The organism is Amycolatopsis sp. CA-211722, from assembly GCF_056828465.1.
Window position 1 is genome coordinate 5,716,414 of the sequence record NZ_CP184752.1, and the last position, 12,543, is coordinate 5,728,956.

The 12,543-nt window shown below is 66.0% G+C and carries 12 protein-coding genes; 9 read left to right on the forward strand and 3 right to left on the reverse strand.

Annotated elements, in window-relative coordinates:
• Positions 1-34: 34 nt before the first annotated feature.
• Positions 35-613, forward strand: a complete 579-nt coding sequence (locus ACOCEP_RS27185) for a TetR/AcrR family transcriptional regulator (RefSeq protein ID WP_482331849.1) — start codon at positions 35-37, stop codon at positions 611-613.
• A gap of 189 nt (positions 614-802) precedes the next feature.
• On the forward strand, positions 803-1,231 hold the full coding sequence (locus ACOCEP_RS27190; RefSeq protein WP_482331850.1) for an RICIN domain-containing protein: 429 nt from the start codon (positions 803-805) through the stop codon (positions 1,229-1,231).
• Between the two features lie 11 nt (positions 1,232-1,242).
• Here ACOCEP_RS27190 and ACOCEP_RS27195 read toward each other — a convergent pair whose 3' ends face one another.
• Entirely contained in the window at positions 1,243-1,713 is a 471-nt protein-coding gene (locus tag ACOCEP_RS27195; RefSeq protein WP_482331851.1) for a DUF6326 family protein, read from the reverse strand.
• Between the two features lie 161 nt (positions 1,714-1,874).
• Here ACOCEP_RS27195 and ACOCEP_RS27200 point away from each other — a divergent pair, with 161 nt between their 5' ends.
• Both ACOCEP_RS27200 and ACOCEP_RS27205 read left to right on the forward strand, forming a co-directional pair.
• Positions 1,875-3,011 (forward strand): sensor histidine kinase, encoded by a 1,137-nt coding sequence (locus ACOCEP_RS27200; RefSeq protein ID WP_482331852.1) that lies wholly within the window; start codon positions 1,875-1,877, stop codon positions 3,009-3,011.
• Positions 3,008-3,664, forward strand: a complete 657-nt coding sequence (locus ACOCEP_RS27205) for a response regulator (protein WP_482331853.1) — start codon at positions 3,008-3,010, stop codon at positions 3,662-3,664. Before ACOCEP_RS27200 ends, ACOCEP_RS27205 begins: the two co-directional genes overlap by 4 nt.
• Before the next feature lie 22 nt (positions 3,665-3,686).
• Here the strand turns inward: ACOCEP_RS27205 and ACOCEP_RS27210 are convergent, their stop codons facing one another.
• Positions 3,687-4,412 carry an SDR family NAD(P)-dependent oxidoreductase gene (locus ACOCEP_RS27210; RefSeq protein ID WP_482331854.1) on the reverse strand — a complete coding sequence of 242 codons (726 nt, stop codon included), beginning with the start codon at positions 4,410-4,412 and terminating at the stop codon, positions 3,687-3,689.
• 94 nt (positions 4,413-4,506) lie between these two features.
• On the opposite strand from ACOCEP_RS27210, the gene ACOCEP_RS27215 reads away from it, so the two are divergent.
• The 3 genes from ACOCEP_RS27215 (at position 4,507) to ACOCEP_RS27225 (ending at position 7,294) form a co-directional block, all read left to right on the forward strand.
• Positions 4,507-5,061 (forward strand): MarR family winged helix-turn-helix transcriptional regulator, encoded by a 555-nt coding sequence (locus ACOCEP_RS27215; RefSeq protein ID WP_482331855.1) that lies wholly within the window; start codon positions 4,507-4,509, stop codon positions 5,059-5,061.
• Between the two features lie 908 nt (positions 5,062-5,969).
• A complete protein-coding gene (locus ACOCEP_RS27220) occupies positions 5,970-6,713 on the forward strand; it encodes a hypothetical protein (RefSeq protein WP_482339833.1) in 744 nt (247 codons plus the stop codon).
• 128 nt (positions 6,714-6,841) lie between these two features.
• A complete protein-coding gene (locus ACOCEP_RS27225; RefSeq protein ID WP_482331856.1) occupies positions 6,842-7,294 on the forward strand; it encodes a DUF488 domain-containing protein in 453 nt (150 codons plus the stop codon).
• On the opposite strand, the gene ACOCEP_RS27230 is transcribed toward ACOCEP_RS27225, so the two are convergent.
• Positions 7,280-8,134, reverse strand: a complete 855-nt coding sequence (locus ACOCEP_RS27230; protein ID WP_482331857.1) for a hypothetical protein — start codon at positions 8,132-8,134, stop codon at positions 7,280-7,282. The genes ACOCEP_RS27225 and ACOCEP_RS27230 overlap by 15 nt on opposite strands.
• Positions 8,135-8,974: 840 nt before the next feature.
• On the opposite strand from ACOCEP_RS27230, the gene ACOCEP_RS27235 reads away from it, so the two are divergent.
• Both ACOCEP_RS27235 and ACOCEP_RS27240 read left to right on the forward strand, forming a co-directional pair.
• Positions 8,975-10,699, forward strand: coding sequence for an ATP-dependent nuclease (locus tag ACOCEP_RS27235; RefSeq protein WP_482331858.1), 1,725 nt, complete (start codon positions 8,975-8,977; stop codon positions 10,697-10,699).
• On the forward strand, positions 10,696-12,438 hold the full coding sequence (locus ACOCEP_RS27240) for an ATP-dependent helicase (protein ID WP_482331860.1): 1,743 nt from the start codon (positions 10,696-10,698) through the stop codon (positions 12,436-12,438). Before ACOCEP_RS27235 ends, ACOCEP_RS27240 begins: the two co-directional genes overlap by 4 nt.
• Positions 12,439-12,543: the final 105 nt, after the last annotated feature.

The following is a 12,543-nucleotide window of genomic DNA, read 5'->3' on the forward strand; positions in this document are numbered from 1 at the left end:
ATGTAGCTAGGATGGGTGGATCGAGAGGAGGGCGATGGTCACCCGGCTGTCCAAGCAGGCCCGGCGCGAGCAGTTGCTCGACGTGGCCCTGGCGATCGTGCGTGCCGACGGTGCCGACGGGTTGACGCTGCCCACTCTCGCCGAGGCGGCCGAGGTGAGCAGGCCCATCGTGTACGACCACTTCGGTACCCGCCCCGGACTGCTGCTGGCGCTCTATCGGCGACTCGACGAACGGCACCGGGCCGCCATCGAGCGGGCTCTGGAACGAACCTCGCCGGCCGCGGTGGACGTCGCGAAAGCCATCAGCGTCGCTTACTTCGCCTGCGCCACCGACATTCCGGAGTTCAACGCCGTTTCCTCGGCGTTGAAAGGAAATCCGGAACTGGAGGCGATCCAGCGCGACATGCACGAGGGCTACGTCGATTTGATGGCCGGTGCCCTGACGCCGTACTCGGGCCTGAACCGGGCGGCGCTGCGGCTGCACTGCCTCGGCGCGCTCGGTGCCGCCGAGGCGATCGCCGGTGAACTGAACCGGGGCACCACGACCGACGCCGACGCCGTCGAGGCCTTGACCGGCGTCGTCCTCGGCCGCATCGAGCGAACGGCCGGATAGTCCATGCCGCACGAGGAATCCCGATCGTCGGCAGTCTCCCGGACTGCGTTGGTACATCTGGGGACACCTGCCGGGAGATGCCCCTGCGGCCGCTTACCCTCGGGTTGAGGCAGCCGATCACGGCAGGTGAGGGGGAGAGCTGTGGGTATGAGCTGGAGAAGGCCGGCCTCGGTGGGAGCGGCCGTCATCATGGCGTGGGGTCTGGGCGCCACACCGGCGAACTCGACCACCTTGGTGACCCATGAGTGGATCAATGTGGCCACGGGCAACTGCTTGGACTTCCGGTCCGACTACGGCCCGGGCCCCTACGCGACCGATTGCAACCGTGGGGTGTATCAGGCCTGGGCGTTTTCGCTGGATGTCCGGCCGACGGCGATGCGCCAAGGCGGGACGGGGCTGTGTCTCGTCGCCCGCAACGGCCAGGCCGTCATGAAAGGCTGTCTCGCCGACGACCCGGCCGCGTTGTGGCACCTGAACTCCACGGCCGCAGGGTTCCAGTTGGTCAACAACGTGACCAGGACGTGTCTCGGTGAGGGCTCGGGATCCATCCATTTCGTGCGGCTTGTCTCCTGCACCGGAGGCAACTCACAGCAATGGGTTCACGATGGACGCCCGTAGCGCCGGCCAGGTCAAGGAAGGGGAAGGCCGGTGGCCATGGTCGCCGTTGTCCCCGACGGTGCTGTGCGGGGCCAGGTCCAGGCGTACCGCAGGATGAGGGCGAGAACGATCAGTTCCAGTGCGACGCCGAGCCCGTAGAAGTACGTCCAGGACTCGCCCGCCACGTTGAACGCCGCGAAGGGGACCTGTATCGAGGCCACGACGAGGTTCGTGGTGCGGTTCGCCCGGGCCGGCAGGGTCATCGACAGCACGACCATGAGGGTCGGGAGCGCCATGAGCGTGAGGAAGACGGTGAACAACGTCTGGCTGATGGCGAACTCGAAGACGACGCCGGCCTCGATGTCTTTGATGACGCCGGGTTTGAAGAAGGCGAGAATGTCCACATAGGCGTACAGGAGCACGAGGCTCGTCCATGCTGCCGCGAGCCTGGCTCTCACCGGGATCCGCTGCTCGTCCAGGGCGGTCGTGGCGTGTGTTTTCATCGTGGGCTCCGTTGTCGTGGTGGGGATCGGTGGGCCAACGATCGCCGAGCCCGGCGGCGGGCACATCGTCGTCGAGGCCGGACCCGCCCGGCCGCGGGGAGGAGCGACGTCTCGTTCTTTCGGTCGGTCCCCGCCGCCTCGGCGATCCCTAGGCTGGGTGCGTGACTACCAACGCCCTGCGCTCACTGTGGGCCGAGCCGCGCGCCACGGGCGCTCCCGGACGATCGGCGCGCGACTGGGTGCTGGCCGGGGCGTTGATGGTGACGGCGCTGCTTGAGGGAGTCCTCCGGGACGACGTCGCTTGGCGGCCGTTCGCGACGATCGTGGCGGTCGGACTCGCGCCGGTGCTGCTGTGGCGGCGTACCCACCCGTTGGCCTGTGTCGTGGTGGCCTTCGGCGCCGCGATGGCGTTGGGATTGGCGAGCCTTCTCGGCCCGAGCGTGGGTCTCGACACGATGATCTACGTCCTGGTCTTCGTCTACGCGCTGGTCCGATGGGGCTCAGGGCGCGAGATCGTGATCGGGCTGGCGGTGGTGGCGGCCGCCGCGGGAATCGGCATGGTGCCCGACCACGTCGGACCGACCGAGATCTTCGGCGGGTTCGCCATCCTCGCGGCCGCGGCGGCGGGTGGAGCCGCGTTCCGCTACCGCGCCGAAAGCCGGCGCCGGGAACGGGACCAGATCCGCGGCCAGGAGCGGGTCGGCCTCGCGCGCGAGTTGCACGACATCGTCGCCCACCACGTCTCGGCGATCGCCGTGCAGGCGCAGGCGGGCCGGGCGATGGCGGGCCGGCGACCCGAGGCGGCACTCGAGGTGCTGATGGCGATCGAAGGGGAAGCGTCGCGGACGCTCACGGAGATGCGGGCGATGGTCCGCGTGCTGCGCGACGGAGCACCGGCGGGGTACGGCCCGCAGCCCGGCGTCGCCGACCTGATGGCCCTCGCCAGACGCACCCCGGTCCCGGTCGTCGACGTGGAGTTGCCGGAAGGCCTGGACGAACTTCCGCCCCAGATCGACGCGGCGGTCTACCGCTTGGCGCAGGAGGCGCTGACCAACGCCCTGCGGCACGCCCGCGACGCCTCGCGCGTGGCCATCCGGGTCGTGGACGGCGGGGGAACGCTGCGGCTACGCGTGACCGACGACGGGCGGATCGACCCGGCACGGTCGGTGGACCACGGCTTCGGGCTGCTGGGGATGACCGAGCGCGCGCAGCTGCTCGGCGGCACGCTGCGCGCCGGGCCGGCACCCGAGGGCGGGTGGACGGTCGACGCCGAACTGCCGACTAAAGTACGCCGATGACGGTGCGCGTGCTGGTGGCCGACGACCAGGATCTGGTGCGCACCGGCCTGTCGATGATCCTTGAAGCGCAGCCCGGCATCGAGGTCGTCGGCCAGGCCGCCGACGGCCACGCCGCCGTCGAGCTGGCGCATCGGCTTCGCCCCGACGTGTGCCTGGTCGACATCCAGATGCCCGGCCTCGACGGCATCGAGGTGACCAAGCTCCTCGCCGGGCGGGGCGTCCCGGACCCGATCGCGGTAGTCGTGATCACGACCTTCGACCTCGACGAGTACGTCCACGGCGCGCTCCGGGCCGGCGCCCGAGGCTTTCTGCTCAAGGACGCCGGGACGGAGCTGCTCGTCCAAGCCGTCCATGCCGCCGCCGTCGGCGATGCCCTGATCGCGCCGAACATCACCCGGCGGCTGCTGGCCACCCTCGCCGCCAGGGAACCCTCGAGCCGGCGGATCCAACCGATCGAGCCGCTCACCGACCGCGAGGAGGAGGTGCTGACGCTGGTCGCCCGCGGCCGCACCAACGCCGAAATCGCCGCCGAGCTGTTCATCGGCTTGACGACCGCCAAGACCCACGTCGCCAGCCTGCTGACCAAAATCGGCGCCCGGAACAGGGTCGAGATCGCGATGTGGGCGTACGACACCGGCCGGGTGGGGGACTGAATGGGTTTCGTCTGCGCCGTCCTTACCTGGTCGGGTGGGCGCCGCCGTTGACCCCGAAAGTCTGCCCGGTGATGTGCCGGGCGCCGGCGGAAGCGAGGAAGTACACCGTTTCTGCGATGTCGGCGGGAATCCCGGCGCGGCCGGTGCTGGTCGCGTCGATCAGCTGCTCGGCCCGCTCGGCGGGGAGCTTGTCCCGGAAGAACTCGGTCTCGCGGATGTAGCCCGGCGAAACCACGTTCGCGGTGATCTTGCGGGCACCGAGCTGCTTGGCGAGGTCGACGTTCCACGACGCGAGTCCCGCCTTGGCCGCGCCGTACGATCCGGCGCCCTGGTCCGCGGCGATGGACCCGATGTGGATCACCGATCCGCCTTCGACCAGTTTGTCCTGGACAGCGGTGGTGGTCAGCACCGCGCTGATCAGATTGGCGTCCAGGTTGGCCCGCCAGTGCGCGAGGACCCCGGCGAGCCCGTCCTGCTCGGGGAGGTCGAAGTCGGTGTTGCCGCCCGCGTTGTTGACCAGTACGTCGATCGGTCCGTCCAGCGCGTCCAGCGCGGCGGTCACCTGTTCGGGATCGGTGCCGTCGCAGACGAGCGGCCGGACCGACGGGCCGAGGTCGGCTGCCGCCGAGACCAGTACGTCCTTGCGACGGCCAGTGATGTGCACGACGGCGTCGGACGTCGCGAATCTCGCCGCCACGGCCCTGCCGATGCCGGTGCCTCCGCCGGTGACCAGGATCGTCCGGGTCATCTAGCCTCCTTCGTGTTCGCCGGTTCCCACTCACGTTTAGGTCTAAATGATAGGCTGTGCGTCGTGCAACCGACAACCGCACTGGAGGTCTGGGATGAGTGCAGCGTCCGAAAAGGACCCCACGTCGGACGCCGCGGACGAGATCGAGGAGGCATGGCAGCGCGAACGGCCCGGCACGTCGACCGAGTCCATCGGCATCGTGACCCGGGTGTGGCAGCTGGCGAAGTTGTTCGGTGAGGACCGGCGCCGCGTCCTGCTGGACTCCGACGTCGATTCGGCCACGCTGGATCTGCTCAGCGTGCTCAGGCGCAGCTCACCGCCGTACTCGCTGACGACCAGGGAGCTGGCGAGGCTGACCCTGGTCACGGCGGGGGCGATCTCGCAGCGGGTGGCCCGCGCGGAACGTGAGGGGCTGGTCGAACGGCACACCGAACCGCGCGGCCGCAGCGTGCACGTGACACTGACCCCGGCCGGGCACGCCTTGGTGGAGCAGACGGTCGATCGGGTGCTGGAGCGGGAGCTCGAACTGATCTCCGGGTTGAGCGACGAGCAGCGCGCCCAGCTCTCCTCGCTGCTACGGGTGCTCCTCGGCGAGGTTCAGGGCAGATGCAACGATCACGGTGTTTCGCATGTCGGTTCGGCGCTCTGAACCCCGCCGGGTGTGGAGCAGAGCAATCGGGTGAAATGCCGGACGCGGTCATCCTGACCAACCCTCGCTACACCGGCTGGCAAGTGTGGGGCCGCCGTCCGTCCGGCTCTGTCCCGGCGCACGGTCCCGCAGAGTCTGGAACCCTGCCACGCAGCGTTGGTCAGTGAGGAAGACTTCCTTGCCGCCCAGCAGATTCGCTCAGCGCGGGCCGCGCAGGACGGCGCGATCCCGAGTATTTTCTCGCGGGTTTGGTGCGGCGTGGGATGTGTGCGCCGCATGGACTCGCACTGGATGCACGACCGGCCCGGCTATCGCTGTCGCCGCGGTCACTCCAGCGCCCCTCAGCCCGTGGCCGGACGCCCAAAACGATCTACTGTCGAGAAGACCAGCTGATCGATGGCAACACCGCGCACTTGGACGATCCGATCGATCACGACGCCCGTAATCAAGCACGCGCCCGTGTTGCCGTTGTGGAATTCCGGGGTAGCGGGTCGACTGTGGTCTGCGACAGGGGCTCTCGTGAGAGAGTGCTACGTCTCGGCGGATTATGGGTGAGCACCAAAGACAAACGCCTAGCTCAAGTGATCTTGAGAGGAGTGGGGATGTGATGTGTCCGAGGGGCGAGCTGCTCACTATCCACACGCCTCTGGCTAACGTAACACTCAGTAGTATTTGAGCACGTCGACAGTCGGTGGCGAGCACTTCCGTGTCAGGGAAGATCGATCTAGCTCCTGACCAGGCGTTTCCTCTCTTTTTGCAGGTCGGCGGTCTCTCGTTCCTCCTCGTTGGGGCGGCTTCGAACGCGTTGCGGCGCGTTCCGGTCGCCTGAGTATCGCCAGTTGATCATGGATCGCTGGTTACGAGGAGTTACTTCGTGTCTGTCAAAGCTATGGGTTTTCCGGTTGAGCGTGACGCTGTTCTGCAGCTGGTCACGGTCATTGGGCGTCATCGTGGGACTGACGTTCCTGTTCGGGTTCGGCAACGTCCTGGCCTTCAGGCTTCGGCTCGGCGTATCCGGTTGGGTTGCTCCGTTGGTCGCGCCCGCCGTGGACTTGTCGGTCCTGGCGCTGCTGATCGCGATCCGGCAGTTGTCGCTGCGTGGCGCCTCCGCGGAGGTGATCCGGCCGGCGCGCCGACTGCTGCTGGTCTCGAGCGTCGTCACGCTGGCTCTGAACGTGGCCGAGCCGCTCATCGCGGGGGAGATCGGTCGAGCCCTGTTCGACGCGGTCGGCCCGCTCCTGCTGATCGGTTGGGCCGACGTCGGCCCAACACTACTTCGAGAGATCGCGCGCACGGCGCCGTCTGTCGAGCAACCTGCTGTTTCAGCACCGTCGCCGACCGCACCCGCGTCGACGGCTCCCGACGCTCCCTCGGATGCGCGAACTCAGCTGATCGACTCGTCCCGGCAGCCAACGAAGCGGTCAAGCTTGTCCAGGATCGACGACGACCTCGTGGCGAAAGCCATCGAGGTGGATCGTCGTCATCGCGAGGAGCGCCAACGCCCGATCTCGGCGGAAGGCCTGATGCGACACTGCGGCTTGGGAGCGGAGCGCTCACGCTTGCTGATGCGCACGGTTCGTGCGCGTTGGGAGACCGAGCACGCTGTTCCTGGCAATGATCGCGACGATGCCACCCGTGGTCGAGCGGCTTGACCAGATGAATGAGGCAAACAAAAGCTGATCGCCCTACTGCTGACGCGGACGCTCGACCTAGGGCCTACGCAGCAATGGGAGTGGGGTGGGGTCGCCTCCGCAGTATGTGCCATGACAGGGTTGTAAGCATGACCAGCAGCGCGACCCGGCTTCGTGACGGCGCTATCGGTGTCGGGTACGAGGGGCAGGAGATCTCTGAGTTCATTGACGGGCTTGTGCGGCGTGGTGTGACGCGTCTGGTCGATGTCCGGTTGACGCCGATCTCGCGTAAGAGGGGGTTCAGCAAGACGGCGTTACGTGCCGCACTGGCCGAGGTCGGGATCGAGTACGACCATCGACGGGAACTGGGGAACGTTAAGACGAATCGTGCCGGCTTCGCTGGTGACGAGACCGAGCTCAAGCAGGCGAAGGATCGCTACATCGAGCTGCTGGAGAACGCCGAGGCGCAAGCCAGCCTGGACGAACTGGCTCGCCTTGCGGCCGGTGAGCGTGTTGCCGTGCTGTGCTTCGAGGCAGATCAGCGCCGGTGTCACCGTGACGTCGTGCTGGGTGAGATCGCCGGTCGTCTACCTCTTAATTGATCGCGGTGGCCAGTAGACGCCGAGGACGCTGAATGTCCGGGGATGCGCCGCGAGGTTGCCGACGTAGAAGGCGATGTCGCGATCAGGGCTACAGACTTCGTGCAGGAACCGTTGCTCGAGCCGTTGTGCGGCCTCATTGTCGTTCATGCCGCGGAGACGTAGGAGCTGGAACGCGACGAACTCCCAGTCGATGAATCCCTGCTTGTGGCCGTTGCAGTCGGACTCTTCGCACTCGTAGTGGTAGGTGCCGGCGAACCGTGGCGCATGCAGCGGCGTCCGGTCTTCGTTGCCGAATAGATCGAGCTGGCCGACGTAGGTGTCGATCTTGGCTTGCTGCGCCTTCGACCAGCCCGGATGCGGGACAATCCGTAGCGCAGTGATCCTTTTCGGGCGGATGAGAGCCAACGACTGCGTGTTCATGGTGGCGCCGCGGATGAGGCGACACATGGTGGTCTGGCTGCTGATCGCCGGATCGATCCACGGGCGGCGGTGCGACCATTTGGTCAGGTGTTTTCCGACCTTCAGGGTTGGCATGCGCGGTCGCCAACTCTCCTGCCTGCTGTCCTGCCTGGCCGGTACCGCCTCGACCGACACGACGTCGTACTTCGCAAAACTCGCGTCGGGGCCGAGTTCGCGAAAGTTGATCGGGTAGAGGCGGATCCAGCCTTGACGGTTCGGGTCGAGACTCAGTCCGGCTACACAGACTGTTTCGCCGTACTTTTCGGAAGGGTTGGGTGCAGCCTTCACTGTGACCAGGACCTGCAGCGTTACCGCCTGATCGCCCGCCGGTTTGGCGGTCGGGGTGTCCGGTGGCTGGCCGAACATCGGTAGCTGTGTCATCGGACCTCCCCGATCCGTCCACCTGAGCTATCCAACGTAACTCCGATAGTGGTCACTGTGTGAACGTCCAAAGGAGTGATCTAAGAGCTGCCAGCAGTCTTCGGCGTTGTCTCAGCACACTTAGCGGTAAGCACAAGGACGTCGGCGCAGCATTTGGTTCGGCCAATGGCAGAGAAGCGTTGGATCTCACGAGCGTTGTGACGCTGGCGTTGAACGTGGCCGAGCCTCTGATCGCTGGTGAGAATCGGCAAGGGCGTTGGTCGATGAGGTCGGGGCCGGTACTGCCTATCGGGTGGTGTGAGGTTGGGCCGGGCCTGCTACACGCGCTCGCTGATCTCCGGGAGGGTGCAGAACCGTGCTGCCGATGCGTCCTCGAACGCCGCGCGGGCGATCTCGTCGGAGGCGTCGCTGTGCGTGACCGTGGCTGGAGTTGACCGCGGCTTAGTTGAGCGTGCGAAGCAGGCGGATGCCCATCGTCGGGAGTTGTATCAGCGGCCGATCTCGGCCGAAGGAGTCCGCAAAGCCTTGGGTGTCGGGGCGGGGCGTTCCCGTATCCCTACACGTGTGGTGCGCTCGGAATGGCGCGGACCGTCGCCTGGCTATGGAGTCGGGTTCCTAACCCAACTCTTACTGTGCAGGTCGATCAAAGCGGTCGGTGTTGGTTGACCTCGGCTTCGATACGGCCAGCAGCTGCAAATTTGATCTCCAGTCGTTCAGCAGTTTCGTCGGAGTGGTTCAACCCAATTCTGCTGACACCTTGCCAGTCGATTCGACGGCACTATCACCCGATCGGGTACCCTTTCGCGCTCAACCCTCGATCTGTTGGAGCGTCCAAAGGTCATGCGCATCGCCCGTTTTGCGGTAAAGAACTTTCGGAATCTGGCTGACATCGAGTTGGAATTGTGCCCCGGCACGGTGATCGTGGGGGAGAACCGGGCGGGTAAGAGCAACTTGGTGCACGCGTTGCGCCTGATCCTCGACGGCCGCCTGTCCTACGCGGACCGCCAGCTGGGTGCCGAGGACTTCTGGGACGGGCTGTCCTCCGGCGAGTCCGACTGGGATCCGATGTCCGGGGTGCATGTGATCGAGGCGTCGATCGAGGTGGTGGACTTCTTCGGCGATCACGGGCTCATTGCGGCTCTCGCCCACGCCAACGCGCTTATCTCCGAGGACCGGGCTCGGCTCACCTACCGATTCGCGCCTGTCGACACAGGCAACGAGCAAGGTAGGCCGCGCTACAAGGGCGCCGTGTTCGGTGGGGCGAACGTCGAGCAGCCGATCAGGGTCGACAACCTGGCCAGCCTGCACTTGGTCTTCCTCCACGCGCTGCGTGACGTCGAGGCCGACATTCGCAACTGGCGGCGCTCGCCGTTACGGGAACTGCTCATGGCCGCAGCCGCCGCTGCGGCCGACGGTGATGACCTGCATGACGTGAAGGTCGCGATGAAGGTGGCGAACGACAAGCTCAACGACCTGGAGGTAATCAAGGAACTCGGCGGCAGCATCGGTGGTCGCTTGGTCGAGATGGTAGGAGACGCCCAGGCTTCCGAGACGAGGCTCGCGGCGGCGCCTGATGAGCCGACGAAGCTGATCCGTGCGATGAAGCTGTTCGTGGACGGCGATGCCAACCGGCCGCTGAGCAGCGCCAGCCTCGGCACGCTCAACGTGCTCTACCTCGCCTTGCAGGAGCTGGGCCTGGACGCCCGGATGATCAACGACCCGGACATCGCACACGTGGTGATGGCCATTGAGGAACCGGAGGCGCACTTGCATCCGCACCTGCAGCGGCTGGTGTTCCGGCGGTTGTTGGCAGATCGCGACGGCACGCACACCGCGCTGGTGACGACCCAATCTCCGCACATCGCCAGCGTCACCGACCCGCGCTGCCTGGTGGTGCTGCGCAACGTAGACGGCACGACAGTGGCCTCGCAGGCACGCGATGCAGACCTGACCACGGTCGAGTGGGATGACATCGCGCGCTACCTCGACGCGACGCGCGCCGAGCTGGTTTTTGCGCGGAAGGTGCTGCTCGTCGAAGGCTTCGCGGAGCAGGTGCTGATGCCGAAGCTCGCGCTTGCAATGGGAATCGACCTAGACAAGGAGGGAATCACGGTCTGCGCAGTCCACGGCACCCACTTCTCCTCATACGTGCGCTTCTGCACCGCGCTGGGACTGCCGTGGGCAGTGATCACAGATGGTGACGTCGACGCGAAGGGCACCTCGGCCGGCGCCGCGCGAGCCATGGACCTTTTGGATGTTCTGGGGTTGTCGGGCACGCCGAGTGGGCACGGCATCTTCGTCGGCAACACCACCTTCGAACACGATCTCATCACCACCAAGCCGGAGAACCTAGAACCGTCGTTCACCGCGTTGCAGGAGCTCTGCAAGGACCAGTCGGTGGCCAAAATCAAGTCGTGGGGGAATGCAGATCCTGGCCACGACGAGTTCATGAAGATGCTGAAGAACGCGGGTGGCATGGGCCGGTACGCTCAGCGACTCTCGCTACACGACGTCGCTCCGGCGCGTCACGTCGAGGACGCTCTCCGATACCTGGTGTCTCGTTGAGCAAGCTCTCGATGTCGATCGACGACCTCAAGAAGAATGACCGTCAGTGGGAGGCGTTCACGGCCGAGGACCACTGCGTCGTGCTCGCCCCGCCCGGCAGCGGGAAGACGAAGCTGCTCACCACCCGGATGGCCTACGATCTCGCGAACAAGATCAGAAAACCGCAGGGCGCCGCGTGCATCACCCTGACTAACGCCGCCGCGGACGAGCTTCGGCGGCGGGTCGACGAACTCGGTGTCGAGGAACGCCCCAATCTGGTCATCGGCACCGTGCACAGCTTCTTGCTGCGCAAGGTCGTGGAACCGTTTGCGCACGTGGTCGGCCGCCCGGAGCTCGCCGCGATCACGATCGCAAGCAACGAGGAGAGCGCCAAGCTGCTGCGGGAGGCGATTGCCGAGGCCTTCCCTCGCGGCGACAGCTGGCTGGTGCCGTCGACGGTCGGCAAGCTCCGGCAACGAATGGCCTCCGAAGATGACTGGGCGAAGACCGGCGAGGGCGTGATTAAAGCGGCGCGGCTGTACGAGGTAAAACTGGCCGAGCGTGGGCTACATGACTTCAGCGGCCTCATCGCCACCGCAGTTGACCTGATCGAGAACCACCACGTCGTGCGACAGACCCTGACCGCCCAGTTTCCGCACCTCTACGTCGACGAATACCAGGACCTCGCGCCCGGCCTGGACCGGGTGGTGAAGTCGTTGTGCTTCGACCACTACACGAACTCGGAACTGTTCGCGGTTGGGGACCCGGACCAGGCACTGTTCGCGTTCACCGGCACGCGGCCCGAATTGCTCGACGAACTCGCGGCGCGGCACGACGTCAGGACCGTTGAGCTCACCCGTAACTACCGGTGTGGTGCGGAGATCATCAAGGTCGCGAATCGGATGAGGGGCGATCGTCCGCCGATTGTCGGTGACCGGTCAGGCGGCGAGGTGTCGGGTTCCTACTGCCTTGGCGGCTTGCCTGATCAGTACGCGCAGGTAATCGCCGCGGCGCGGAAGGCTCACGCGTCCGGGGTGGATCTGCACGAGATCGCGGTTCTGTGCCCGACCCGGCAGATCTGTGTGGAGGTGACCACGGCACTGCGCGAAGCCGGGATCCCAGTGTTCTTTCGCGACTCGAACGAGTACCGGGCGACCTCGGTGACAGTGTTCGTCGAGGCCGCAGTAGCGTGGGCTGCTGCGGGACGTGAGGAGAGCGGCTACCGGCTCGGGGATCTACTGAAGCGTTGGCGGTACCTGCTGGGTTCGTTGTGGACGTATCAGCACGACCGCGACCTGGTGGCGATGCTGATCAGTTGGGCTGACCGGCCCGACGAGCCGGCGACCACGTTCCTGGACGAACTTGACGCTATCGGCCTCGGCAAGGCGCTGCGCCAGGTCATGTTGGCCGCGGACGCACCCGAGGTGAAGAGGATGGCGGCGGCGATGCGACTGCTGTCCCTGGCCGAGCTGGCGACGCGTGCCCTACCGCGCGACCGGGTGGAAGTGACCACCACGACATCGAGCAAGGGGCTTGAGTTCGACGTCGTGTTCATCGTCGGCGCGGACGAGGAGCTGATGCCGAACTACCTGTCGAAGACATCGGAGGACCTAGCTGAAGACCGCCGCCGGTTCTACGTCTCGATCACCCGGGCTCGTAAGGAGCTCCGGATTTTCTTCTCGGGCTTCGTCGTGACCAAGTACAACCGGAGGATAAACGCCGGAGTGAGCCGGTTCGTGAAGGAAATCGGGCTCGCTTGATCCAGCGAATGCACGTTGCCCCGTAGTCGGGCCGGTGTACTGACGGCCGGTCATAGTGCCAGGGAAGGACTTTCGTGGCGGGAACCATTTTCTGTGCGCACAGGC

Bases quoted from the DNA above. Each gene is read 5' to 3' on its own strand.
- ACOCEP_RS27185 (WP_482331849.1), top strand. From the start codon at position 35: ATGGTCACCCGGCTGTCCAAGCAGGCCCGGCGCGAGCAGTTGCTCGAC.
- ACOCEP_RS27190 (WP_482331850.1), top strand. From the start codon at position 803: ATGGCGTGGGGTCTGGGCGCCACACCGGCGAACTCGACCACCTTGGTG.
- ACOCEP_RS27195 (WP_482331851.1), bottom strand. From the start codon at position 1,713: ATGAAAACACACGCCACGACCGCCCTGGACGAGCAGCGGATCCCGGTG.
- ACOCEP_RS27205 (WP_482331853.1), top strand. From the start codon at position 3,008: ATGACGGTGCGCGTGCTGGTGGCCGACGACCAGGATCTGGTGCGCACC.
- ACOCEP_RS27210 (WP_482331854.1), bottom strand. From the start codon at position 4,412: ATGACCCGGACGATCCTGGTCACCGGCGGAGGCACCGGCATCGGCAGG.
- ACOCEP_RS27215 (WP_482331855.1), top strand. From the start codon at position 4,507: ATGAGTGCAGCGTCCGAAAAGGACCCCACGTCGGACGCCGCGGACGAG.
- ACOCEP_RS27225 (WP_482331856.1), top strand. From the start codon at position 6,842: ATGACCAGCAGCGCGACCCGGCTTCGTGACGGCGCTATCGGTGTCGGG.
- ACOCEP_RS27230 (WP_482331857.1), bottom strand. From the start codon at position 8,134: ATGACACAGCTACCGATGTTCGGCCAGCCACCGGACACCCCGACCGCC.
- ACOCEP_RS27235 (WP_482331858.1), top strand. From the start codon at position 8,975: ATGCGCATCGCCCGTTTTGCGGTAAAGAACTTTCGGAATCTGGCTGAC.